Genomic DNA, 23474 nt, shown 5'->3' on the forward strand with positions numbered 1-23474 from the left:
TAGGAACCCGATCTATGCGTTTCAAGCGCCTAGCGCTGCTGGCCCTGCTGTTCCCGATGCTCGGGAGCGGCGCGGCCCAAGCCGCCGAGCCGCTCAAGGTCTGCGCGGCGGAAAACGAACTGCCCTACTCCAACCAGGAAGGTAAAGGCTTCGAGAATAAGCTGGCCGAACTCATCGCCGACGGCTTGGGCCGGACCGTGGAAAACGTCTGGTGGCAAGACCCGCGCTATTTCATCCGCGACCAGTTGGAGCAAGATCTGTGCGAGGTGGTGATCGGCGTGGACGCCGAAGACCCGCGCCTCTTGACCTCGACGCCGTATTACCGTTCCGGCTATGTGTTCGTCTACCGCAAGGAAAAAGGCTTGAAGGTCGAGGACTTCGACAGCCCCTACCTGATGAAGGCCAAGCAGATCGCCTTCATGCCCGACACCCCGGCGGAATTGCTGCTGAAGAAGATCAACCGCTATTACGACCAGTTCAACTACCTGCAATCCCTGGTGGGCTTCAAGGCCCGGCGCAACCAATACGTGCGCTACGACCCGGAAAAACTGGTGAAGGAAGTCGAATCCGGCAATGCCGACCTCGCCATCCTCTGGGGTCCGCAAGCGGCCCGCACCGTGAAGGCGGCGGAAGGCAAGCTGGAGATGCGGATGATTCCCGATCACCAAACCCGGGCCGATGGCGAGAAGGTGCCGTTCCACTATTCCACCGCGGTCGGCGTCAAGAAGGACAACACCGCCCTGATGGACGGAATCAACCGGGTGCTTAGGGAAAAGGCCAAGGACGTCCAAGCCCTGTTGAAGGCGGAAGGGATTCCGCTGCTGCCCTTGGACGAAACCGACGGCCCAACGACCCGGAAACATAAAAAGTAGGGTGGGCATGTCCCCATGCCCACCGGACGGCTGCGATGGTGGGCGCGGAATACGCGCCCACCCTATTACGAAGAGGAATAACCCCCCGATGAAACCCAAGACCCATCAAGCCGCGTTCGCCTTCGGGCTGGCGCTGGCCTCGCTTTCGGCCCAGGCCGAGATCACCTTCCGCCACGCCGTCACCGGCGAAACCCTGAGCTTCGAGTACGGCAAGCCGGGCGGCGACACCGAGGCGTTCAAGCAATTCAAGCAGACCGGCAAGAATCCCTACAACGGCAACGCCGACGCCGTCGAGAAAGGCCATAGCCTCTACCTCACCGGCTGTTCCGGCTGCCACGGCCACGAAGCCGAGGGCAAGCTCGGGCCGGGCCTCGCCGACGATTACTGGACCTATCCGCGCGGCCTGACCGACGTGGGCCTGTTCGAGATTCTTTGGGGCGGCGCCCAGGGCATGATGGGACCGCAAAGCACCAACATGAACGCCGACGAGATGCTCAAGGTCATGGCCTGGCTCCGCAGCCTGTACAAGGGCGATCCGGCCAAGGCCGAATGGCTGAAATGATTCCCCCCACCCCGACCGACAGGAGAAAAGACCCATGATGTTCAAACACCTGTTCCCCGCCGTCCTGCTGGTGGCCGCATCCAGCGCCCAGGCCTACGACGGCACCCATTGCAAAGCCCCCGGCAACTGCTGGGAACCCAAGCCCGGCTATCCCGACAAGGTGGCCGACAGCAAATACGATCCCAAGCACGATCCCAACGAACTGAACAAGCAAGCGGAATCGATCAAGGCCATGGAGGAACGCAACCGCAAGCGCGTGGAGAACTACGCCAAGACCGGCAAGTTCGTCTACAAGGTGGAAGACATCAAGTAAGCGCGGGTAGGAGCGGGCTTCGGCCCGCGACCGGAATTCCATCGCGGGCCGAAGCCCGCTCCTACAATCGTATCGCAGCGAATCGATGAACCATAACGACAACCTCCTCGCCGATCATTGGCCCCGGGCCTTGGCTTTCGAGGCACAAATCAAGCACGCCATCGTCGGCCAGGACCAGGCCGTGCGCCTGGTCGCCATCGCGGTGTTCGCCCGCGGCCACGTCCTGTTGGAGGGCGGGGTCGGGGTCGGCAAGACCACCTTGCTGCGGGCGGTGGCGCGGGCCATCGGCGGCGAGTGCGAACGCATCGAGGGCACCATCGACCTGATGCCCTCCGACCTGATCTATTACACCTACCTCGACGACCACGGCAAACCCGGCGTCGCCCCCGGCCCTTTGCTGCGCCGAGGCGGGGGGCTTTCGACCTTCTTCTTCAACGAGATCAACCGCGCCCGGCCCCAGGTGCATTCCCTGCTGCTCAGGGTGATGGCCGAACGCGCCGTGACCGCCTTCAACCGCGAATACAGCTTCCCCCATCTGCAAGTGTTCGCCGACCGCAACCGGGTCGAAAAGGAAGAAACCTTCGAGTTGCCCGCCGCCGCCCGCGACCGCTTCATGCTGGAGATCGGCGTGCCGACGCCGACCCAGGCCGAAATCCTAGACCTTTTGGCCTTCGAGCCGCGCTTCCACGATCCCGACGCCTTGCTGGCCGCGGTGGAACCCGGCGTCCTGGCCTTCGAGACGCTGAACGAACTGGCCGCCGCCATCCAGTCCGGCATCACCGCCACGCCCGCGCTCAAGACCTATGTGCGTGAATTATGGCGGGCGGCTTCCGAACCGGAAGCCTTCGGACTGCGCCTGCCGGATGCCGATAGCGGCGATTTGATCGAGGCCGGACCCAGCCCGCGCGGCATGAGCCACCTGATCCGGGCGGCGCGGGTCCGGGCTTGGCTGGCCCAGCGCGGCCATGTGCTGCCCGAGGATGTGCAGGCGGTGTTTCCCGCCGCGATGGGACATCGCATTTTCCTCAAGCCGGTCTACGAATACCGCCGCGCCGAACTGGTGCCCGAACTGGTGGGGCGCATCCTGCGCTCGGTGGCCGCGCCGTGAAACCCGCCGAATTCACCTACCGCGTGCCGGGCCGGGCCACCCATCCCCGTCCCGGTGCCCACCGCAGTCGGCGGGATGGCGAAGGCCAGGCGTTCCGCCATCTCGCGCCCTTGTTGAGCCATCCCGACCCACGCCGCCTGGACCTCCGGGCCAGCCTCACCGATCCTTTCGGCCAATTCCGGGTGCGGCTGTACGAACAACGCTCCGCCGTCCAGGTGTTCGCCCTCCTCGACCTGTCCGGCTCCATGGGCCACCGGGGCATTCATCCGAAAATGGCGGTACTGGCCGATTTCGTCGCGGGCTTGGCGGCATCGGTCTACCGCCAGGGCGATACCTTGGGCCTTTGGGGCGCGGCGGAAAAAATCCACCCCGAATTCTGCCTGCCGCCGACCCGCCAACCCGGCCCGGCCTTCCGCTTGGCCGGGCGCTTGCGCCGCTACGCGCCGCATGGCAGCCATTGCCGGGGCTTGGGGCTGGCCGGGCGGATGTTGCCGCGCCGCCGCAGCTTGGTGTTCCTGGTGTCGGATTGCCACGCGCCCCTGGCCGCGCTGCGCGACATCCTGGCCGGGTTGGCCCAGCACGATCTGGTGCCGGTGGTGATCTGGGATGAGGCCGAAATCCTGCCGCAAGGCCGCGGCTTGATCCGGCTGGCCGACCTCGAAGGCGGCGGCGACCAACTCCTGGCCCTGCGCCCGGCCTTGAGGGCGCGTCTGGAAGACCATTTCCGCCAGCGCCGCGCCCGGCTGGGCACCCTGTTCCGCCAAGCCGGGCGGGAACCTTTGTTCCTGACCGGTGGTTTCGATGCCGACCGCATCAGCCGTTATTTCCTGGAGGCGGCATGAGGCTCCCGCCCTGGCCCTTCCGCAAGCTGGCCCTGGTCTTCGCCCTGGCGGTCGCGACCGGCTGGGCGGATGCCGCCCCCACGGTCCGCCTCGAAGCGCCGCACGCCTATGGCTACACCGTCGGTGACACCATCCGCCATGTCTTGACCGTGGACCCGGAACCCGGCGACCGGCTGGACGAAACCTCTCTGCCCCGGCCCGGCCCCTTGAACCGCTGGCTGGAACTGCGGCGGGTCGCGGTCGAACCGGGACCGGGCGGTCGGCTGAACATCGCGCTGGAATACCAGACCTTCTACGTCCCGCTCACGGTCAAGACCCTGGCGATCCCCGGTTTCAGCTTGCGCTTCACCGGAACCACCGGGACCACCACCGCCGCTATCCCCGCCTGGCCGTTCAGCCTATCGCCGGTCCATGGCCTCGCGGTGCTGTCCGAGGGCGGCTTGGACGCCGTGCAAGCCGACGCCCCCCCGGAACCGCCCGATACCGCCACGCCGTTGCGCCGAGCCGGTAGTTTCGCGCTGACCGGGCTGCTGGCCCTGGCCTATCTCGGCCATTTACGCGGATTTTGGGGATTGGGTCAGCGCGGACGGCATTTCCGCGAGGCCCGGCTGGCCCTGCGGCGCTTGGCAGTCAATGGTAACGAAGCGGCGGTATTGCGGGCGGGTTTCGCCGTGGTGCATCGCGCCTTCGACCGCACCTTGGAAGAACCCTTGTTCGCCGAACGGCTACCGGAATTCTTCACCGACCACACGGCCTATGCCGGGGTGCGCGGCGAGATCGAAGCTTTCTTCCAAGCGTCCTACACCCTGTTCTTCGGCGATGGCACGGTCCGCGATTACAGCCTGGACCGGCTCGCCAACCTGTGCCGCGCCTGCGTCCATATCGAACGGAACCGGCCCGCATGAGCCTCGGTTTCACCCAACCCCTTTGGCTGTGGCTGGTTCCCCTGGCCACGCTGCCATTATGTAGCTCGCTGTTCGTGCCAGTCGGCTACCCTTGGAACGCGCTGCTACCGGGCGATACCGGCTCGCGGGCGCTGGATTATGGCTTGCGCCTGTTGGGCGTATTGGCCTTCGTCGGCTTGATCCTGGGGCTGGCCGGTCCTTACCTGCGGGAATCTAGCGTCGAGCGGGTCGGCCAGGGGGCCAACCTCGTCTTGCTGCTGGACCGTAGCCGTAGCATGGACGACAGCTTCGCCGGACGGACACCGGGCGGCGGCGAAGAAGCCAAATCGGCGGCGGCGGTGCGCCTGTTGGACCAGTTCATCGACAGCCGTCCGCACGACCGCATCGGCGTCGCCGCCTTCAGTACCGGACCCTTGTTCGTGCTGCCATTCACCGACAACCGCGAGGCGGTGGCCGCCGCTGTGCGGGCGGCGGGATTGCCCGGTCTGGCCCAGACCCATGTTGCCAAGGGTTTGGCCCTGGCCTTGTCCTATTTCGAAGGCGGCGGTTCCCCCGGCTCGCGGGCGGTGCTGCTGGTTTCGGACGGCGCGGCGGTGATCGACCGCCAGAGCGAAGCCTTGCTGCGCCGTGCCTTCGTCGAGCGCGGCGTTCGGCTGTATTGGATTTTCCTGCGCACGGCGGGCAATCCCGGCTTGTTCGAGTTGCCGGAGGCCGTGGACGACACCCCGGAAGCCCGCCCGGAACGCCACCTGCATTTATTCTTCGAAAGCCTCGGCATCCCCTACCGTGCCTATGAAGCGGAAAACCCGGAAGCCTTGGGCCGGGCCATGGCCGATATCGACCGCCTGGAAAACCTGCCCCTGCGTTATACCGAAACCCATCCACGCCAGCCTTTGGACGTTTATGCCTATGCGCTGGCAGTGGTGGCGCTGGCCGGGCTGGCCGTCGCCAAATGCAGCGAGGTCGAACCATGTCCTGCGCGTTGAAACAGCGTTTGCTCCTAGGGCTGGCGCTGCTGACACTGGCCGGTGCGGCCTGGGAACTCGGGCGATGGCGGGCGGCGCGGGACATCGCCGCAGCCCTGGCCGAATTCGCCGCCGGTCGGGATATCGGCCCGGAACGGCGCTTCGACGCGGCGTTGCCGGTGCGCTTGGCTTATGCGCTTTATTTGGGACGGCAGGACCGCCACGCCGACGCCCAGGCGGAATTGGCCGAATTGGCGGGCGAAGGCGATGCGTCTTTCCGCACCCGCGCCCTCTACGACCTGGGCAATGTCTACCTGCGGCAAGCCTTGGCAACGGTCGAGCGCGGCGAGCCGGGACGCGCCGCGCCCCTGGCGGAATTGGCGAAGGATGCCTACCGCCGCGCCCTGCGGATCGATCCCGGCTTCCGCGACGCCAAGTACAACCTGGAGACCGCCTCGCGCCTATTGCCGGATTTCGACCCGGTGGACAACGGCAGCGAAATCCCGGACGAGGAAGCGGCCCGCAAGCTCTGGACGCGGGTGCCGGGTTTCCCGCGCGGGTTGCCCTGAGATGGTGACGCGGCTGTGGCGCGACGCGGCGGGCCGACGCTTGGCGGCGGCGCTGCTGCTGGCCGGGCTGGCCTGCCTGCCTTGGAGCGCGGAGCGGGAACAGCCGGTATTCAGCTATATCGCCGTGGTGGATATCACCCGCAGCATGACGGTCGAGGATTACCGAATCGACGCCGTGCCGGTCAGCCGCCTGGACTTCGTGAAGCGGGCTTTGCGCGAGGCGGTGGCCGGCCTGCCCTGCGGCTCGCGCTTCGGCCTCGGCGTCTTCACCGAGCGCAACACCGCCCTGCTGTTCGAGCCTATCGAAACCTGCGCGGGCTTCCCGGCCATCGCCGCCGCCCTCGACCGGCTGGATTGGCGCATGGCCTGGGCCGCCGATAGCCGTATCGCCGCCGGGCTGCTGAATACCCTGGAAACCCTGGCCCGCTACGACGCCGACCTGGTGTTCGTCACCGACGGCCAGGAAGCCCCGCCGCTCAATCCGCGTTACCGGCCCCGCCTCGACGCGGTGCGCGGCAAGATGCGCGGGCTGGTGCTGGGCGCGGGGGGCTTGGTGCCCATGCCCATCCCCAAATTCGACGAGGCGGGCCGCCAGACCGGGTTCGTAGCCCCGGACGAGGTGCCGCATCGTTCCACTTTCGGCCTGTCGGAAATGGCCCCGGAGGAGATCGAAGGCTACCACGCCCGCAACGCGCCCTTCGGTAACGCCACCGGTCCAGCAACCGAGCATCTTTCGGCCCTGCGGGAAGATTACCTGCGCCAGCTCGCCGCCGAAAGCGGGCTGGACTATCAGCGCCTCCTGGGCGGGGAAGGTTTGGGCCATGCCCTATCGCGCCCGGAGTTCGCCAAGACGGCGCGGGTCCGGGCCGGGCTTTCCGACTGGCCCGCGGGGCTGGCCTTGGCCGCGCTGGTGGCGGCGTATGGAGTGGGTTGGAAGGCGAAGGCTTTCCGTCCGCGGACCCGATTGCCGGCGCGGCCCGATCCGTAGCTGTTTTTCACGAAGAGGAGCGATAAACCCATGTTGAAACTTGTACGCCCGGTCCTGGCCGGTGTCGCTTATCTGGCCGCGTTCGGTGCCGCCGCCCATGGCCCGACCCCGCAAAAAGTGGTCGAAACGGTCGAGATCGCCGCACCCATCGACCGGGTGTGGCAGGCGGTGGCGGACTTCGGCGGCATCGCGGTCTGGAATCCCGCGCTCAAGGCCAGCGAGGGCAACGGCAACCAGCCCGGTGCCAAGCGCGTCCTGACCTTCGCCAACGGCGAGAAGCTGGAGGAGGATTTGGACACCTACGATCCCGCCACCCATGAATACGACTACCGGATGAGCCGGGCCAACACCGCCGCGCTGCCAGCCAGTTCCTATTCGGTGGTGTTCCGGCTCATACCGAAGGACCAGGGCACCCAAGTCGAATGGAAAAGCCGATTGTACCGGGGCGACACCGGCAACGAGCCGCCGCCGAATTTGACCGACGAGGCGGCGGTCGAAGCGATGCGCCATTTCTTCCAGGCCGGGCTGAATAACCTCAAGGCCCGGTTGGAAAAGGCGAATTGATCGCCCGGCGCGGAAGCTTATTCCGCGACCGGGCCAGGATTTCCGGCAGGACACCGGAAAGACGCGCCGCCCCAGGGCGGGCGATGGCGCGGCCCGTGGGCAGGGAACGCCCAAAGGCCGCAGTGTGAACCCACTTCGACGAGGTAGCCCATGATCTGGGAAACACCGACCTACACCGATCTGCGTTTCGGTTTCGAGGTCACGATGTACATCTACAATCGCTGATCCCCGAGCCGCCAGCGACAGGCCGCGGACGCCGGGGTCCGGCGTCCGCCCCCTATTCCCCAACCCGCGGAGCCACGCCGTGACACCGAACCGACCTATTCCCACCTTGCTCGCCGGACTGCTGCTGGCCGTCCCCCTGGCCCATGCCCAGGAATACCGCCATCCTTCGGGCTTCGAGCCCAAGCCGGTGTTCGAGGACGACGCCCCGGCCCGCAAGCCCTACCTAGCCCAGCCGCCGACGCCCGCCATCGCGCCGCCGGCCCCGGCCGTTCCGCCGCCGGTAGCCAAGGAAGCCGCCCCACGCCCGCCCGCCGCCGGGGCCGGACCCCAGGCGTTGCCCCCGACCGAAATCATCCGCGAACCGGGCCGGGATCACCACGACCCGGCCCACGCCCGGCCTGGTCCGCTGGTCGAGGACGAAGCCCCGGCCCGCAAGCCTTATCCGCCCCAATCAACGCCGAAGGCAGTGGCTCCGCCTGCCCTATCCCCGCCACAAGCGCCCGCCACCCAAACCCAGGCCGCTTCCGCCCAACCGGAACCGGCACACAGGCGGTATAAAGCGGCTTCCGCCAGGCCGGACGAACCCCCCAAACGCTACCCGGTGGCTGCCACCCAACCGGAGGCATCACAGGTGCCGGTGTCGGCCCCGCCCCCCGCGCCTCCCACCCCATCGACAAACCCGCTGGTGGAGAACTACCCCCTCGGCTTGATCGCCCTCGCCCTGGTGGGTTTCGTCGTCTGGAATATCCGTGGTAACGCCCGTACAGACAAGGCTGCTCCGACGGCGGCGACACCGGCGCGTCCCACCGGTCCGACCGGGGTGGCGCGTTATTTGACTCAACTGGAAGCCAAGGCGAAAGCGGAACAAGGTACCGGAGTGGCCCGTTATCTGAACCGTTTGGCGGCGGAAACGAAACCGGCGGATTCCTGAGCCGGGAATTCCAGACGGAAGGCGGGTCGTGACCCAAGACGGAACGGGCCGCGATTCAGAGGAAAAATTCCCAGTCATAAAAAGGAATTTCTCCTATAGGGCACAGGGCGCTTATCTCTTACCCTTGGGCGCGGGGCGCGGTTTGAACCGCACCCTGCTTCCCTTATTAGAAATACAGTGCCCCACACAGCCCATGATTCAAAACACTTTCAAAACAAGCCCTTACCCGGAGGCGGCGGGAATGCCGGAGGTTTGGCTTCCGGTCTGGGCCTTTGGCCTCCTCATGGCTTCCTCCGCCTTGGCCGGGGAGCCGGAGCCGGGCATGGAAGACCCGGCCAAAGTCCTGGAACTGCCCGATGTCGAGGTGGTGGGCATCACCCCCTTGCCGACCCTGGGATTGCCGGCCAGCGAGGTGCCCGGCAATGTGCAATCGGTGGAAGATGAACAGATGGATCGGCAGGAATCCTTGAACCTGCCCCGGTTCATGAACCGCAACCTCAACAGCGTCAACATCAACGACGTACAGAACAACCCCTACCAACCCGATGTCACCTACCGCGGTTTCAGCGCCTCGCCCCTGATCGGCACGCCCATCGGCCTCGCGGTCTACCAGGACGGCGTCCGGGTCAACGAACCTTTCGGCGACACGGTGAACTGGGACTTGATCCCGCAAGCCGCCATCGCCAACCTCGACCTGATTCCGGGTTCCAATCCCCTGTTCGGGCTGAACGCCCTGGGCGGCTCGCTGTCGATCCGTACCAAGAGTGGCCGCACCCATGCCGGCACCCAGGCCGAATTCAATGGCGGCTCGTTCGGCAGGAAAACCTTCGAGTTCGAGCATGGCGGCTCCAAGGACGAGTTCGATTGGTTCATCACCAGCAACATCTCCGAGAACGACGGCTGGCGCGACCATTCCCACAGCAATGTGCATCAGTTGTTCGTGAAGCTGGGCTGGGAAAACGAGACCACCGACGTGGACCTCAGCTACACCTTCGCCAACAACAAGCTGACCGGCAACGGCCCCTTGCCCTACAGCCTGTTGCAGGCCAACCGCAACTCGGTCTACACCTACCCCGACACCACCAAGCCCGATCTCAGTTTCCTCAACCTCAAGGCCAGCCACGAGTTCTCCAAGGATTGGCTGCTGGCGGGCAACGCCTATTACCGCAGCAATATCATCGACACCTTCAACGGCGACGTGGCCGAGGATTGCGAGCAGTTCGCGACCTATGCCGAGTGTTTGAACGAGGACGGCGAACTATCGCCCTCCGCCGTCAACCGCCGCTCGCGCAGCAACGAGGACGGCACCGGGGCGCAGATGCAGCTGAGCTATCTGGGCGATGTGTTCGCGCTCAAGAACAACTTCACCTTCGGCACCAGCTACGACTACGGCCACACCGATTTCACCCAGTCCGAACAGGCGGCGGCCTTCACTTCGAGCCGGGGCACGGTGGGCCTGGGAACGGCGGAGCAGACCACCCACGCCAAGGCCACCAACCAGTATGTCGGCGTGTTCGCCACCGACACCCTATCGCCCACGCCCTGGCTGCACTTCAACGCCGCCGGCCGCTGGAACCAAGCCGAGATCGAGCTATCGGGCTATGGCACCGACGAGGAAGGCGGACGCACCTCCCTGGCCGGCCACCACACCTTCAACCGCCTGAACCCCTCGGCGGGTTTCACCCTGCAACCCTTGGACGCCTTCGCCGCCGACGGCGGGCCGGTCAAGGAGATGACCTTCTATGGCAATTACAACGAAGGTTTCCGCGTCCCGACCCCGGTGGAACTGACTTGCGCCGACCCCGAAGCGCCTTGTTCGCTACCCAACAGCTTCATCGCCGACCCGCCCTTGAAGCCGGTGGTATCGAACACCTTCGAGGTGGGTTTGCGGGGCAAGCTGGGCGATGACATCCGCTGGACCACGGCGCTGTACCGCACCGAATTGAGCAACGACATCCTATTCATCAATGTCGGCGGCAGCGGCTTGACGCGGGGCTATTTCCAGAACGTCGGCAACACCCTGCGGCAGGGCGCGGAAGTGGGCTTGCAGGGCAGCCATGGCAGCTTCAACTGGTACATCAACTACAGCTTCATCGACGCCACCTACCAGACCCACGCCACCTTGCAAAACGCCTTGGGACCGGAAACCGTCAGCCCCGGCGACCGGATTCCCGGCATTCCGCAACAATTGGTCAAGCTGGGCGCGGAATATGAAATCCTGACCGGCTGGTTCTTCGGCGGCGACCTGCAATACGCCTCCAGCCAATATATGCGCGGCGACGATGCCAACCAGCTGGCCCAGGTGCCGGAGTACGCGGTGGTCAACCTACATACCCGCTACAAGGTCGAGGAGCATGTGGAACTCTTCGCCATGGCCAACAACGTATTCAACACCGATTACTCCAATTTCGGCGTGGTGAACCGCAATTTCTTCACCGGGGCCCCGGATGGCGGCACGCCGGAACGGTTCCTGGGACCGGGCGCGCCCATCGGCGCCTGGGCGGGGGTACGGGTACATTTCGATTAGCCCCCGCCACCCGAGAAGTTTCCGCCACACCGAGAATGGCGGACCGAAAAAACCGTCCAAGCCAGCACCGGACTCCGAATCCAATCCCGGCCCCCAACGGGCCGGGGTCGATTCGGAACCGCCCGGCACCACATCCCGCGGACGGGATGACCCCACACAAACCCACGGCGAGGAATGGACCCATGCCGATACCCGCTCCCGAATCCAATCCACCCAATCCCGCACCGGCCCGCATCCGTGCGATCCTCAACCCGGCCGCAGGCACCCGCCAGGACGTGCGGGACGCCCTGGAACAAGCGTTCGCCGCGCGGCCCGACCTTCGCTGGGAAATCCTGGAAACCCAGGCCGGGGACGACGCCCGCCGGTTCGCGGCGGAGGCGGCGGCGCTGGGCCATGATCTGGTCATCGCCTGCGGTGGCGACGGTACCGTGATGGAAGTGGCCGCGGGTTTGAAAGACAGCCCGGCGGCCCTGGCGATCATTCCCTGCGGGACGGCCAACGTCCTGGCCAAGGAATTGGGCCTCCCCGACACCGTGGAGGCGGCGCTGGCCCTGGCCCTGGACCCGGCGGCGGCGATCCGGTCGGTCGATATGGGCTGCGTCGATGGCCGCTTGTTCTTATTGCGGGCGGGCATCGGCTACGAAGCCTTGTATAACCTCGAAACCTCCCGCGAAGAGAAAACGCGCCTGGGACGCTGGGCCTATCTGCTGGCGGCACGGCGCGCCCTGGCCCGGTTGCGCGAAGCCCGCTACGTCATCACCGCCAACGGCGAAACCCGCGCCATCCGCGGCATCACCTGCATGATCTGCAATTCCGCCGGGGTGGGCATTGCCTCGTTGCGGATGGCCGGCTGCGCCAACGTCGGTGACGGCCTGCTGGACGTGATCGTGCTGCGCAGTTTCGAAATGACCCAGATCGCACGCTTCCTCGCCAGCTTGGTCCACAGCCTGCTGCCCTTCCTGCGCCACAATCCGCCGCCGCTGGAAGATTATTGGCAAGCCCAAACCATCACCGTGGAATGCAGCCGCCGCCAATGGATGACCCTCGACGGCGAGCCGTTCAAGCAAGCCAAGCACTTCACGGCCAGCGTCGTGCCCCAGGCCGTGCGGGTGCGGGTACCCCGCGCGGAGCCGGTCCCATGAAACCGGAAGGCTCGATCCAAACCGAGTTACGGCGGCTCGGCAATATGCTCGGCACCCATGGGCCTTGTCTGACCCTTTTGGCCGGGCTCGACAAAGCCTGGCGCTGGCTGACCGGAGCGCCGATCTGGCATTTCAGCGGGGTCGCGCCGGGCGTCCTCTTGGGCGGACAGCCCGCCCGCCGCATCGTGGACCAGATGTACCGGCGCGGCGTGACCGGCGTGGTAAACCTCCGCGCCGAATACGACTATGTCGAGGAAGTGGGCGGCACCGGACTGGATTATCTATTCTTGCCGGTGGCGGACAACCATGCGCCCAGCCTCGACCAATTACGGCAAGGGGTGGCTTTCATCCGGCGGGCGGTCGCGCAGGGGGGAAAGGTCTATATCCACTGCTGGGAGGGATTGGGCCGCGGCCCCACCTTGGCGGCGGCCTGGCTGGTCAGCGCGGGGGATGCGCCGACGGTGGCCTGGGATCGGGTGCGGAAAGTCCGGCCCTTCATCCGGCCCACGGCGGGGCAGGTCCGGCGGATCGAGGAATTCGCGGCCGGGTTGCGGGTGGTCTCGCAAGCTTAGGGTCCGGGGCGGATCGGCCCGATCCGCCCCGGACCCGAGAATAGACGCGGCCTACAAATCCCCCAAATCCTTATCCGTCACCGCCCCTTCCGAAGCCGAGGACACCAGCTTAGCGTATTTCGCCAGCACGCCCTTGGTATAGCGCGGCGCGGGCCGTTGCCAGCGGCTGAGGCGCTCGGCGATGGCTTCGTCGGACAAGTGCAAGGTCAACTCGGCCTGCTCAGCATCGATGGTGATGCCGTCGCCATCCTCGACGATGGCCAAGGGTCCGCCGACATAGGCTTCCGGGGTGATATGCCCGACCACGAAGCCATGGGTGCCGCCGGAAAAGCGCCCGTCGGTGATGAGCGCCACGTCCTTGGCCAAGCCCTTGCCCATCACGGCGGAAGTCGGCGACAGCATCTCACGCATGCCGGGACCGCCCTTCGGCCCTTCGTAGCGGATCACGATCACATCGCCCTTTTGCACGGTGCCGTCGAGGATGGCTTTCAACGCCAGTTCCTCGCATTCGAATACCCGCGCCTGGCCGGTGAAGCTCAAGCCTTCCTTGCCGGTGATCTTCGCCACCGCGCCTTCCGCCGCCAGGTTGCCCTTGAGGATGACCAAATGGCTGTCTTTTTTGATCGGGTTGGACAGCGGGCGGATCATGTCCTGGCCCGCCGGATAATCCGGGGCTTCGGCCAGGTTTTCGGCCAGGGTCTGGCCGGTCACGGTCAGGCAATCGCCGTGCAGCAAGCCTTCCGCCAACAACACTTTCATCAAAGGCTGGATGCCGCCGATTTCGACCAGTTCGGCCATGGCGTAGCGGCCACTGGGTTTCAAGTCGGCCAGCATCGGGACGTTTTTACCGATGCGGGTGAAATCGTCCAGGCTCAAATCCACACCGCAGGCATCGGCCATCGCCAAGAGGTGCAACACGGCATTGGTGGAACCGCCCAGCGCGATGACCACGGTGATGGCGTTCTCGAACGCCGGTTTGGTCATGATGTCCAGCGGACGGATGCCCGCCTCCAACAGCTTCAACACCTGCGCCCCGGCCCGCTCGCAATCGCGCTGCTTGTCGGCGGAAATGGCGGCCTGGGCCGAACTGCCAGGGAGGCTCATCCCCAAGGCTTCGATGGCCGAGGCCATGGTGTTGGCGGTGTACATACCGCCGCAGGAACCGGGACCGGGAATGGCTTTGGCTTCGATGGCCTTGAGTTCGGCGTCGTCGATGCGGTCGTTGGCGCGGGCGCCGACCGCCTCGAACACCGAGACGATATCCAGCTTCTTATCGCCATGGCAGCCGGTGAGGATGGTGCCGCCGTAGACGAACACCGCCGGGCGGTTCAGCCGGGCGATGCCGATCAGGCAGCCGGGCATGTTCTTGTCGCAGCCGCCGATGGCGACCAGCCCATCGAAGCCCTGGCAGCCCACCACGGTCTCGATGGAATCGGCGATCACCTCGCGCGACACCAGCGAATATTTCATGCCCTCGGTGCCCATGGAAATCCCGTCGGAAATGGTGATGGTGTTGAAGACCACCGCCTTGCCGCCGTGGCCGTCCACGCCCTGGGCGGCATCATCCGCCAGCTTATTGATATGCATATTGCACGGCGTCACCATGCTCCAGGTCGAGGCGATGCCGATCTGGGGCTTCTTAAAGTCGGCGTCGGTAAAACCCACCGCGTGCAGCATGGCGCGGCTGGGAGCGCGCTCCATGCCGTCCACCACCTGGGCGGAAAAGGCGCGGGGATCGTTGTCGGTGCTACTCATCTCTCATCTCCGAAGGTAAGGGCCACCGGGCGGAAGCCCGGATATCAAAAGGAATCCCAACTGGCTTTCTTGCGCCAACTGAGCTTGGGCAGGATCACACCGAGCAGCATCCCAGCGAACAGGACGCCCGCCCCGGTCATGAACCACCCCTGGCGGTAGTCGCTTTCCAAGGCGGTTTTCTCGCGGCGCAGGGTTTCCACATCGCGCTCCAACTCGATCACATATTGCTGGAGGCGGTCGCGCTCGTCCTGGATTTGGACGGCGTTGGCGGAGGCTTGGCGGATAGCGATCAACTCGGTGTTGAGACGCTCGATCTCGGCCCGGTGCTGGCGGCTGATATGGTCCAAGCCTTCCTTGCCGGATTGGATGGCGACCAGTTCCTCCTTGAGGCGGCGGTTGTCGTCCTGCGCCGCCATCAGCTTGCGGCGGGCCTCGTCCAACTGGGAGCGGACCAGGGGTTCGGTGGTGAGATAACGGGTCAGCACCCAGCCATCCTCGCCGTTCTCCAACTTCACCAGGGAATAGCCGGTGTCGTAGTTGTCGCCCATGATGGTCACCGGCGTGCCGGAAGGGATCATCTTCAGCACCTTGTGCTGTAGGGTCTGCCCGGCCCGCATTTGCACTTCCAGCTTGTCGGTGATGTAGCCTTTCTTGGGCGCGGGAGCGGGCGCGGCCTGCGCGGTCAGGGCGACCCCCAACACCAGCGCGAACGGGATTATTTTATTCATGGAATTGGGACGACTGCCGGAAAATCCATTTTAGCAACAAAGCCTCCGGCGCTTCATGGACGGACCGGGGCGTCCACCGGGAAGGCCCGGTGGACCACCGCTCAGAGGGATTGGAGCAAAGCCTGGGCCTGGGCCCGTTCGGGGAAGTCCTTGTTCTCCGTCAAAAGGCGTTGTAGCTGCTGGCGGGCTTCGTCCTTGCGGCCCTGCTTGGCCATGGCCTCGGCCAGGTGGATACGGATCAAGGGGTGCTGCGGAGCGTGGACGGCGGCGTCCTGCAACAGGGCGATGGCCTTGTCGAGCTTGCCGTTCCGCATATAGACCCAACCCACCGTATCCATGATCTCGGGATTGTTCTCGGTCGCGGCCAGGAGCTTTTCCGACAGCGGCAGCGCCCTGGGATCGCCCATCTCCTGGTACAGCCAGATCAGGTTGTTGAGGATGACCGGGTTGTCCGAACGCAGCTCGTAGGATTTTTCATAGGCGGCGACGGCCTCTTTGGCCTTGCCCGCCTCCTGATAACCCATCCCCAGCAGCATCCAGGTTTCCACATCCTTGGGATTGGCTTGCAACCACTGGTTCAATACCTCGAACCCGGCGGGCTGTTCGCCCAGCAGGGTGTGGGCCTGGTACATGCGCCGGACCACGGCGGCGTTGGGCGTGGTCCGGTAGGCCACCTCGTAGCCTTCCAACGCCTTGCGGTATTGCTTGCGGGCGAATTCGATATCGGCTTCCAATTGCACGCCGGTCGTGGCCTTGGGCTGCTTGGTTTTGAGTTCGGCGGCAAGCTTCAGGGCGTCGTCGAATTTGCCTTCCTGGATATAGTAATCGGCCAGGGAGATATAGGCCGGGACGAAATCGGGGGTGTCGGTGGTCATGCCGCGCCATTCCTGGATCGCGGAGGACTTGTCGCCGGCCCGGTAGAGGGCTTGGGCGAGTTCGTGGCGGAATTGCGGCCGGTCGGGCACCCTGGCCACCAGCTTCCTGAAGCTGCCCACCGCGGTGGCGGCTTGGTCGTTGGCCAACTGGACCATCCCGAGATTATGGATGACATCGATATCGTCGGGATTGTTGGAAACACCGTCGCGGGCGGTATCCAGCGCCCGCAAGGGCTTGCCCTGCTGCAAATACAAGCGCGAAAGCAGCACCGCGACCTGGGGCGACTTGGGATTCTTCTCCTTGGCGTCGTCCAGGTATTTTTCCATCTTGTCGTAGTTCTTGCGGCCCTCCTCGATCTGGGCCAGCCCGACCAGGATCGAAACGCTCTTGGGGTCGTGTTCCAGCAGGGTTTGGTAGACCTTGACCGCGCCCTCGGTGTTGTTATGGCCGAGTTCCACCTTGGCGAGGTTGAGCGCCGCCGGGGCATAGTCGGGCTTGAGCTTGAGCGCGGTGCGCCAAGCCTCGACCGCCTTGGCCTCGTCGCCCTTGGAATAATACGCCGCGCCGACGAGATTGAACGGCAGGGGATCGTCCTTCATCTTCGCGTGCAACTGGTTGGCGGAAGCGACGGCCTCGTCGTATTTCTTCTGCTGGATCAAGGCCAGCACTAGCATCACATCGGCCTGCAATAGGTTCTGGTCCAGGTTTACCGCGGCCTTCAGGTCGGTGACGGCCTCGTCGAGCTTGCCAGCCGCCAACTGGCCCAGGGCGATCTGGGCCTTGATCGCGCCCGCCTTGGGGTCCAGCGCGGCGGCACGGCCCAGGTATTCGTTGCTTTGCTCGTAATCCTTGGCCTGGAGATAGGCGCTGCCCAGCAGCGAGAGGAACTGGGCGTCGTCCTTGGCTTTGGCCTCGACCGGCTTGAGCACCTGGATGGCCTCCTGCGGTCGGCCGCGTTTCATGCGGGTGGCGGCCAGGAGCTTGACGGCGGGCAGGTTGTCGGGAAGTTTGGCGACGAATTGCCCGAGTTGGTTCTCCGCCGTTTCGTAATTGCCCTGCTGGAAGGCGATGGTGCCGAGCAAGAGCTTGGTGGGCAGGTGTTCCGGCATGAGGTTGGCGGCCTTGCCCAGCAATTCGTTGGCCTCTTGCAGCTTGCCGTCCTGGAAAGCGACCACCGCCGCCAGATACATCCCCATGGGATGGTTGGGCGCGAGCTTGCGGACCTCGGCGATATCCTTGCCGGCCTCGGCGATCTTGTTGAGGCTCAGATAGGCCGTGGCCCGCCCGAGCCGGGCGCGGAGATCGTTGGGCAGGCTGTCCAAGCCCTGGCTGAAGGCATCGACGGCGCCCTGGTTATCGCCCTGCAAGCGCTTGGCCTCGCCGATGATGATATGGGCGTTGCCGTTCTTGGGATCGCCGACCAAAACCCGCTCGGCATATTCGAGGGTCTTCTTGTAATCCCCGTGCTGGGCGACCAGCAGGGCGAGGCCGAGCAAGGCTTCGCTGGAACTGGGCTCCAGCTTGAGGGCGGCGTCGAAGCTGGCCTGGGCCTTGTCCATATTGCCCTGGGAAAGATAGGCCACGCCGTGCAGGCCGTAGACCTGGGCGCGGACGCCATTCGGCAAATCCTCGTCGGGCTTGACCCGCTCCATCAGCAGCTTGAGGTCGTTGTTCATCAGGTAGGACCGGCCCAGCAGCACGATCCAACGTTCCTTGGGCACCTTCAATTCACGGGCTTTCTCGAAGGACTGGGCGGCGGCGGAACCATCGCCCAGCTTCATATAAACCTCGCCCACTATCATCCGGGCCTCGGCGTCGTTCGGGTTCTCTTGCAAGTAGTTCTTCAGTTCGATGACGGCGGCTTTGTATTCATGCTTCTGGATATAGCTACGGGCGGCGTCGATCAAAGGGCCGCTGGCGGCGAAGGCCGGGCCGGGACCGCCGAGGACGGCGACCAGGGCCAAGAGGCGTAGGCTGTGCTTCATAGGTGGTTTCCCCCTAAACCTTGAGGTTGAATTTGGTTAAGAGCGCATACAGCGTGGGGCGGGCCACTTCGAGCAATTCGGCGGCCTTGGTGACGTTCTCGCCGGCCTCGCTGAGCGCCATGCCGATGGCTTGGCGCTCGGCCATTTCCCGCGCTTCGCGCAGGGTCAACAGCCGCCGCTTGGCGCTGGTCGGCAAGAGTTCCAAATCCTTGGCGTCGATCAAGGGGCCCTGCGCCATCACCACGGCGCGTTTGATCTTGTGTTCCAATTCCCGGACATTGCCGGGCCAATGATAGGCTTCCAAGGCCGCTAAGCCTTCGTCGGTGAAGCCGAGGAGCTGGGCGCGGCGCATCTGCTTGGCGAATTTTTCCAGGAAGGCCCGCGCCAACACCGCGACATCCCCGGTGCGCTCGCGGACCGGCGGAATATTAATGATCATTTCGTTGATGCGGAAGTACAGGTCTTCCCGGAACCGCCCGGTCTCGATCAGCTTGGCCAGATTCTGGTGGGTGGCGCAGACCACCCGCACATCGACCTTGAACGGTTGGCGTCCGCCCACCCGTTCCACCACCCGTTCCTGTAACACCCTGAGCAGCTTGGGTTGCAAGGACAAGGGAATATCGCCGATCTCGTCCAGGAAGAAAGTGCCGCCATCGGCCAGTTCAAACTTGCCCTTGGTCTGCTGGGTGGCCCCGGTATAGGCGCCGCGCTCGAAACCGAACAACTCGCTTTCCAGCAGGTTCTCCGGGATGGCGGCGGCGTTGACGGCGATGAAGGGCTTTTTGGCGCGGGGACCGAGGGCGTGCAGGGCGCGGGCCAGGACTTCCTTGCCGGTGCCGCTCTCGCCCAGCAGCAGCACGGTGATATCGGTGGGGGCCAAGCGCTCGACCGTGCGGCAGACCTCGTGCATTTCCGGGCTGGCGGCGACGATGCCTTCCAGCGGGTTGGTGATGTGCATCCGTTGCAAGCGGCGGTTCTCCTCCTCCAGGGCGTGGAGCCGGAACGCCCGGCTCACCACGAACGCCAGCAAGGTGGGATCGATGGGCTTCTGGAAGAAATCATAAGCGCCGAACCCGATGCACTTGACCGGGTTGAACTGGTCGTCATTGCCGGTGATGACGATGACCTTGGTCTGCGGAGCCATCGACAGGATGTCGTTGAGGGTGGCGAACCCCTCGCTGACGCCGCCGGGGTCGGGCGGCAACCCCAAGTCCAGGGTCACCACCTCGGGCTGGTGGCGTTTGACCGCGGCCAGGGCGGATTCCCGGTCGTCGGCGGTCCAGACCTTGTATTGATCGAAACTCCAACGCAACTGGCTTTGCAGGCCGGGATCGTCCTCGACGATGAGCAGGGTTTGGTCGGTCAAGCGGGTTTAACCTCTGTGGCGGATGGTTCGGCCAGATCGGCGGCGGGGAGGCTGCAACTGAACCGGGCGCCCTGGCCGGGTTGGCTGCGGACGGTCAATTCGCCCCCCAGGGAGCGGATATATTCGCGGCTCTCGTAGGCACCGATGCCCATGCCGGTCAGCCCCTTGGTGGTATCGAACGGTTTGAACAAACGGACCCGGATGAATTCCTCGTCCATCCCGTGCCCATTATCCTCGATATCGACCCGGACATCGCCTTGTCCCGGACTTCCGAGCCGGACCTCCACCCGGCCATACTTGCCGGCGGCATCCTGGGCATTGTGGATGAGATGTTCGAGGGCGGAGGCCAGCCGGTCGCGGTTGGCCCGCACCCAGAGCGGCGCAGCGACCCCCTGGTAGTCCGGCTTGGGCAATTGCACGCCGCGGGCCGCGACCACCTCGCGCAGCAAAGCCCCCATCTCGATGACCGTTGCCGCCTGGCCCGAGCCGAAATTCTTCAACTGCGACATTAGGCGGCTCATCTTGCCGACGGCATGGTCCACGGTGCGGATGGCATCGGCCATGAACTCGGGGTTGTGGCTATGGCGCTCGGCGTTGCGGACCACGAGGCTGAGCTGGGCGATCACGTTCTTGAGATCGTGGATCACGAAGGCCGACAGGCGGTTGAAGCCCTCGAACTGGCGGGCTTCGGTCAAGGCCCGCCCGGCGTCCTCCAGGGCCAAATAGCTGGCGGCGAGGCGGCTGCCGGTCTTGAGGAAATCCAGGGTTTCCCAGTCCCAGCGGATGGCGGTCCGGGGCGTGGTCAGCAACAACAGCCCGTAGACCGGCCCGTCCTTGTGGAACAAGGGCACCAGCAACCAGGCGTTGCCATAGGGCTCCAGCCAGGCGGGCCGGTTCAGCCCTTCGTAAAGCTCGGGAAAGACCCGCATCTCGTCGAGGTTGAGGATCCATTCCAGCCTCTGCATATAAAGCAGGGTGGGATCGTCGGCCTCGATGCGGGGAATGTCGATGCCCGGTTCGCCGAAACTGGCCCGCTGCGCCAACCAACCCTGCGGCTCGCGGGTCCAGAGGACGCCGCTCGGGCTTTCCACCGCCTCGCCCAAGGCGATGATGATGCGCTGTTCCAAGGACAGGCTGGAGCGGGTATCCGACAAGGTGTTGATAATGCGCAGCCATTCGCGCCGGTAATCATAGGCCGAATTGAAAAAGTTCTTGACCAGGAACACCCGCACCCGCGCCCGCATCTGCCCCGAGAACAACAGCAAGGCCAGCAGTAAAAACGCGCCCGCCAGGAACACGATCTGCGCCACCGCGCCCCATTCCCCGCCATAGGTCTTGATGTAGTAGCCGACGGTCGCCATCAACAGCAGATAAACCCCCGCCCCCAGCAAAGCGGCGGAATGGAACACCACCTGCCGCGACACGAAGATATCGACCGTCCATTCCGGGTTGCGCGCCGCCGACACCGCCAACAACGGCGTCAACAAGGCCGACACCGCGCCCCGCGCCGCCCATAAATCCGGGCTGATGCGATGGAACAGCAGCGCGTCGGAATAAAGGTAGAAATCGTAGGCGAACATCCCGCCCAGGCCGAAACAGACGAATTTGATGCGCCATCTCAGGTCGGTGCGGGTATTGCGGAAATATTGCTCGACCAGCACCAGCCCGATCAAAGCCAGGCCGATCTGGCCCAGCAATTGGTAGGCAGGGCGGAAAACATCCGGGTAGTGGGTTTCCAGCCAGGGGGCGATCCATAGATAACCGAGCTGGCAGGCCACGGCGATACGGAGGCCGCGCCGGATCGCGGCCCCATCGCCCGTCTCGGTGTCGCCGCCATCGTCGCAGCGGGGACTCAGCAGTTTGCCGAGGAACTCCAGCCAGACATAGGTGCGGACCAGCTCCACGATCCAGATCAAACGGGCGGGCGACAGGTGATAGCCCTCTTGCAGCCCCAGCGCCAAACACCACACCGCCGTGGCGCTGGAAGCCAGGATCAGCCAGCGCCCCCGCGCATTGCCGCGCCAACTGGCGAACAGCAGCACATCGAGGACCACATAGGCGATCAAGCCGGACAGGTAGCTGAGGACACCGATACTCACGCCAAGACTCCGGGCCTAGCGGGCGCCCTTGCCCCAGATCACCACTTCGATGGTTTGCAACATGATGAGGAAATCCAGGAACAGGCTGTAGTTCTTGACGTAGTAGAGGTCATACTGCAATTTCTCGATGGCGTCCTGGTAGCCGGAACCATAGGGATAGCACAGTTGCGCCCAGCCGGTGATGCCCGGCTTGATCCGGTGGCGCTCGGCGTAATAAGGGATGGTCTCGGCGAATTTCTCGACGAATTCGGGGCGCTCGGGCCGCGGTCCCACGAAGCTCATCTCTCCTTTCAGCACATTGAACAACTGCGGCAATTCGTCGATGCGGGTCTTGCGCATGAAGCGGCCCACGCGGGTCACGCGGTCATCGTTCTGGGTGGCCCACCGCGCCTTGCCGTCCTGTTCGGCGTCGGTGCGCATACTGCGGAACTTGACGACCCGGAACGGCTGCGACTGCTTGCCGACACGGGTTTGGCGGTAGAACACCGGGGCGTCGAAGCCGCTCTCCAACAGGATGGCGAGGCTGGCCAGCAGCATGATCGGCCAAGCCACCAACAGCAAGCCGAGACTGGCCAGGATATCGAAAGCCCGCTTGCCGAGTTCTTGCACCCCGCTGTACTGGAACCCATCGGAAAACACCAGCCAGCTCGGATGCAGGCAATCCACCCGGATCAAACTGGCCTCGCGCTCGAAGAAGCTCAAGAGGTCCACCACCTGCATCCCGCTCATCTTGCAATCGAGGATTTCATCCACCACCAAGCCGCCGCGGCGGTCGTCCGGGGCCACCACGATCTCGTCGATATCCTCTTTGAGGGCGAATTCGTGCAAGGGGGTTTTGAGTTCGCACAGCTTCAAGGGATTGACCCGGCACGGCTCGTTGCCCATCTGCACGAAGCCGACCACCCAGAAGTTGAGGTTGGCGGCGCGTTGCTCGAAGTCGTGGATCATATTGGCGTTGTAGCCCGCCCCCAACACCAGCACCCGCCGCCGCAAGGCCCGCCGGTCCACGAACCTCAAGAACACGAAGCGCGATATCAGCATCAAAGTGAGCGCGGCCAGCAAGGCGTAGCCGAACACCCCACGCCCCACGAATACCTCGGGGAAGCCATAGAACACCAGGCCCATGACGATGGTACCGGCCATGAAAGCCCCCAGGATGCGCAGCAACAGCCCGGCATCGCCGCCGCTTTGTACCCGCTCGTACAACCCCATGCCGGTGGTGCTGACCAGCATGATCACAGTGAAGATGACCGAGGCCACGGCGCGATCCCCGAACAGCGCCATCTCCATGCCTTGCGGGAAATAGCGGAGGACGCCCCCCCAATAGAACGCGGAAAAAAAAGTACCGGAATCCAGCAAAAACACGAGCAAATAGACGCTGGAGACATAATGTCTGAATATGCGAATCATGGGATTGTGTGATATGGGTCTTCGTGATGGTCAAATTCGACCGGCTCCCTCTTGGGCATGCCCCGCGGGCGGAAAGTCCAGGGTTTCGCGCTCCGGCGGGATGCCGCGCCCCCCGGCGCGATTTCCGGGAAGCCCGGATAAGGATACGGCGGCGGGCCACTCATCCAAAG

The 23474-nt window shown here is 64.7% G+C and carries 21 protein-coding genes; 15 read left to right on the plus strand and 6 right to left on the minus strand.

Annotated features, from left to right (window positions below; genetic code table 11):
- Positions 1 to 14 precede the first annotated feature (14 nt).
- From moxJ to B9N93_RS17390, 15 genes are all read left to right on the plus strand, one after another.
- On the plus strand, positions 15 to 872 hold the full coding sequence (gene moxJ, locus B9N93_RS17320; RefSeq protein WP_085215489.1) for a methanol oxidation system protein MoxJ: 858 nt from the start codon (positions 15 to 17) through the stop codon (positions 870 to 872).
- Between the two features lie 88 nt (positions 873 to 960).
- The gene (moxG, locus tag B9N93_RS17325; protein ID WP_085215490.1) at positions 961 to 1434 is read left to right on the plus strand and encodes a cytochrome c(L), periplasmic; all 474 of its coding nucleotides are present in this window, start codon (positions 961 to 963) and stop codon (positions 1432 to 1434) included.
- A 34-nt stretch (positions 1435 to 1468) separates the two neighbouring features.
- Positions 1469 to 1747 carry a methanol dehydrogenase [cytochrome c] subunit gene (locus B9N93_RS17330; protein ID WP_085215491.1) on the plus strand — a complete coding sequence of 93 codons (279 nt, stop codon included), beginning with the start codon at positions 1469 to 1471 and terminating at the stop codon, positions 1745 to 1747.
- An 85-nt stretch (positions 1748 to 1832) separates the two neighbouring features.
- The gene (locus tag B9N93_RS17335) at positions 1833 to 2855 is read left to right on the plus strand and encodes an AAA family ATPase (protein WP_085215492.1); all 1023 of its coding nucleotides are present in this window, start codon (positions 1833 to 1835) and stop codon (positions 2853 to 2855) included.
- Positions 2852 to 3697 (plus strand): DUF58 domain-containing protein, encoded by an 846-nt coding sequence (locus tag B9N93_RS17340; protein WP_085215493.1) that lies wholly within the window; start codon positions 2852 to 2854, stop codon positions 3695 to 3697. Before B9N93_RS17335 ends, B9N93_RS17340 begins: the two co-directional genes overlap by 4 nt.
- On the plus strand, positions 3694 to 4602 hold the full coding sequence (locus B9N93_RS17345; protein WP_085215494.1) for a hypothetical protein: 909 nt from the start codon (positions 3694 to 3696) through the stop codon (positions 4600 to 4602). Before B9N93_RS17340 ends, B9N93_RS17345 begins: the two co-directional genes overlap by 4 nt.
- Complete coding sequence (locus B9N93_RS17350) at positions 4599 to 5588, plus strand: vWA domain-containing protein (RefSeq protein WP_085215495.1); 990 nt, start codon at positions 4599 to 4601, stop codon at positions 5586 to 5588. The genes B9N93_RS17345 and B9N93_RS17350 overlap by 4 nt, the downstream gene beginning before the upstream one ends.
- Positions 5573 to 6136, plus strand: a complete 564-nt coding sequence (locus tag B9N93_RS17355; RefSeq protein ID WP_085215496.1) for a hypothetical protein — start codon at positions 5573 to 5575, stop codon at positions 6134 to 6136. Before B9N93_RS17350 ends, B9N93_RS17355 begins: the two co-directional genes overlap by 16 nt.
- Before the next feature lies 1 nt (position 6137).
- Complete coding sequence (locus B9N93_RS17360) at positions 6138 to 7124, plus strand: vWA domain-containing protein (RefSeq protein ID WP_085215497.1); 987 nt, start codon at positions 6138 to 6140, stop codon at positions 7122 to 7124.
- 30 nt (positions 7125 to 7154) lie between these two features.
- Positions 7155 to 7688 (plus strand): SRPBCC family protein, encoded by a 534-nt coding sequence (locus B9N93_RS17365; RefSeq protein ID WP_085215498.1) that lies wholly within the window; start codon positions 7155 to 7157, stop codon positions 7686 to 7688.
- Positions 7689 to 7838: 150 nt separating this feature from the next.
- Positions 7839 to 7913, plus strand: a complete 75-nt coding sequence (gene pqqA, locus B9N93_RS17370) for a pyrroloquinoline quinone precursor peptide PqqA (RefSeq protein WP_085216321.1) — start codon at positions 7839 to 7841, stop codon at positions 7911 to 7913.
- A gap of 79 nt (positions 7914 to 7992) precedes the next feature.
- Positions 7993 to 8844 carry a hypothetical protein gene (locus B9N93_RS17375; protein WP_125469042.1) on the plus strand — a complete coding sequence of 284 codons (852 nt, stop codon included), beginning with the start codon at positions 7993 to 7995 and terminating at the stop codon, positions 8842 to 8844.
- Between the two features lie 283 nt (positions 8845 to 9127).
- Complete coding sequence (locus B9N93_RS17380; protein WP_176225306.1) at positions 9128 to 11371, plus strand: TonB-dependent receptor; 2244 nt, start codon at positions 9128 to 9130, stop codon at positions 11369 to 11371.
- A 182-nt stretch (positions 11372 to 11553) separates the two neighbouring features.
- Entirely contained in the window at positions 11554 to 12513 is a 960-nt protein-coding gene (locus tag B9N93_RS17385; RefSeq protein ID WP_176225307.1) for a diacylglycerol/lipid kinase family protein, read from the plus strand.
- Positions 12510 to 13085 (plus strand): protein-tyrosine phosphatase family protein, encoded by a 576-nt coding sequence (locus B9N93_RS17390; protein WP_176225308.1) that lies wholly within the window; start codon positions 12510 to 12512, stop codon positions 13083 to 13085. The genes B9N93_RS17385 and B9N93_RS17390 overlap by 4 nt, the downstream gene beginning before the upstream one ends.
- 51 nt (positions 13086 to 13136) lie before the next feature.
- Here the strand turns inward: B9N93_RS17390 and ilvD are convergent, their stop codons facing one another.
- The 6 genes from ilvD to B9N93_RS17420 form a co-directional block, all read right to left on the minus strand.
- A complete protein-coding gene (gene ilvD / locus B9N93_RS17395) occupies positions 13137 to 14840 on the minus strand; it encodes a dihydroxy-acid dehydratase (protein ID WP_085215503.1) in 1704 nt (567 codons plus the stop codon).
- A gap of 44 nt (positions 14841 to 14884) precedes the next feature.
- Entirely contained in the window at positions 14885 to 15568 is a 684-nt protein-coding gene (locus B9N93_RS17400; protein ID WP_085215504.1) for a TIGR04211 family SH3 domain-containing protein, read from the minus strand.
- A gap of 101 nt (positions 15569 to 15669) precedes the next feature.
- A complete protein-coding gene (gene prsT / locus B9N93_RS17405; protein WP_085215505.1) occupies positions 15670 to 18429 on the minus strand; it encodes an XrtA/PEP-CTERM system TPR-repeat protein PrsT in 2760 nt (919 codons plus the stop codon).
- 13 nt (positions 18430 to 18442) lie between these two features.
- A complete protein-coding gene (gene prsR / locus B9N93_RS17410) occupies positions 18443 to 19795 on the minus strand; it encodes a PEP-CTERM-box response regulator transcription factor (RefSeq protein ID WP_085215506.1) in 1353 nt (450 codons plus the stop codon).
- Positions 19792 to 21894, minus strand: coding sequence for an XrtA/PEP-CTERM system histidine kinase PrsK (gene prsK / locus B9N93_RS17415; protein WP_085215507.1), 2103 nt, complete (start codon positions 21892 to 21894; stop codon positions 19792 to 19794). The genes prsR and prsK overlap by 4 nt, the downstream gene beginning before the upstream one ends.
- A 15-nt stretch (positions 21895 to 21909) precedes the next feature.
- Positions 21910 to 23304 (minus strand): TIGR03013 family XrtA/PEP-CTERM system glycosyltransferase, encoded by a 1395-nt coding sequence (locus tag B9N93_RS17420; protein WP_085215508.1) that lies wholly within the window; start codon positions 23302 to 23304, stop codon positions 21910 to 21912.
- Between the last annotated feature and the right edge of the window lie 170 nt (positions 23305 to 23474).

This window comes from Methylomagnum ishizawai (genome assembly GCF_900155475.1).
Taxonomy (GTDB): Bacteria; Pseudomonadota; Gammaproteobacteria; order Methylococcales; family Methylococcaceae; genus Methylomagnum; species Methylomagnum ishizawai_A.

What these genes read in the sequence shown, in the direction of transcription:
- B9N93_RS17335 (WP_085215492.1), top strand. Translation starts at nt 1,833, where the DNA reads ATGAACCATAACGACAACCTCCTCGCCGATCATTGGCCCCGGGCCTTG.
- B9N93_RS17350 (WP_085215495.1), top strand. Translation starts at nt 4,599, where the DNA reads ATGAGCCTCGGTTTCACCCAACCCCTTTGGCTGTGGCTGGTTCCCCTG.
- prsT (WP_085215505.1), bottom strand. Translation starts at nt 18,429, where the DNA reads ATGAAGCACAGCCTACGCCTCTTGGCCCTGGTCGCCGTCCTCGGCGGT.
- B9N93_RS17385 (WP_176225307.1), top strand. Translation starts at nt 11,554, where the DNA reads ATGCCGATACCCGCTCCCGAATCCAATCCACCCAATCCCGCACCGGCC.
- B9N93_RS17390 (WP_176225308.1), top strand. Translation starts at nt 12,510, where the DNA reads ATGAAACCGGAAGGCTCGATCCAAACCGAGTTACGGCGGCTCGGCAAT.
- moxG (WP_085215490.1), top strand. Translation starts at nt 961, where the DNA reads ATGAAACCCAAGACCCATCAAGCCGCGTTCGCCTTCGGGCTGGCGCTG.
- B9N93_RS17360 (WP_085215497.1), top strand. Translation starts at nt 6,138, where the DNA reads ATGGTGACGCGGCTGTGGCGCGACGCGGCGGGCCGACGCTTGGCGGCG.
- moxJ (WP_085215489.1), top strand. Translation starts at nt 15, where the DNA reads ATGCGTTTCAAGCGCCTAGCGCTGCTGGCCCTGCTGTTCCCGATGCTC.
- B9N93_RS17400 (WP_085215504.1), bottom strand. Translation starts at nt 15,568, where the DNA reads ATGAATAAAATAATCCCGTTCGCGCTGGTGTTGGGGGTCGCCCTGACC.
- B9N93_RS17355 (WP_085215496.1), top strand. Translation starts at nt 5,573, where the DNA reads ATGTCCTGCGCGTTGAAACAGCGTTTGCTCCTAGGGCTGGCGCTGCTG.
- B9N93_RS17330 (WP_085215491.1), top strand. Translation starts at nt 1,469, where the DNA reads ATGATGTTCAAACACCTGTTCCCCGCCGTCCTGCTGGTGGCCGCATCC.
- B9N93_RS17380 (WP_176225306.1), top strand. Translation starts at nt 9,128, where the DNA reads ATGGCTTCCTCCGCCTTGGCCGGGGAGCCGGAGCCGGGCATGGAAGAC.
- B9N93_RS17420 (WP_085215508.1), bottom strand. Translation starts at nt 23,304, where the DNA reads ATGATTCGCATATTCAGACATTATGTCTCCAGCGTCTATTTGCTCGTG.
- ilvD (WP_085215503.1), bottom strand. Translation starts at nt 14,840, where the DNA reads ATGAGTAGCACCGACAACGATCCCCGCGCCTTTTCCGCCCAGGTGGTG.
- B9N93_RS17345 (WP_085215494.1), top strand. Translation starts at nt 3,694, where the DNA reads ATGAGGCTCCCGCCCTGGCCCTTCCGCAAGCTGGCCCTGGTCTTCGCC.
- B9N93_RS17365 (WP_085215498.1), top strand. Translation starts at nt 7,155, where the DNA reads ATGTTGAAACTTGTACGCCCGGTCCTGGCCGGTGTCGCTTATCTGGCC.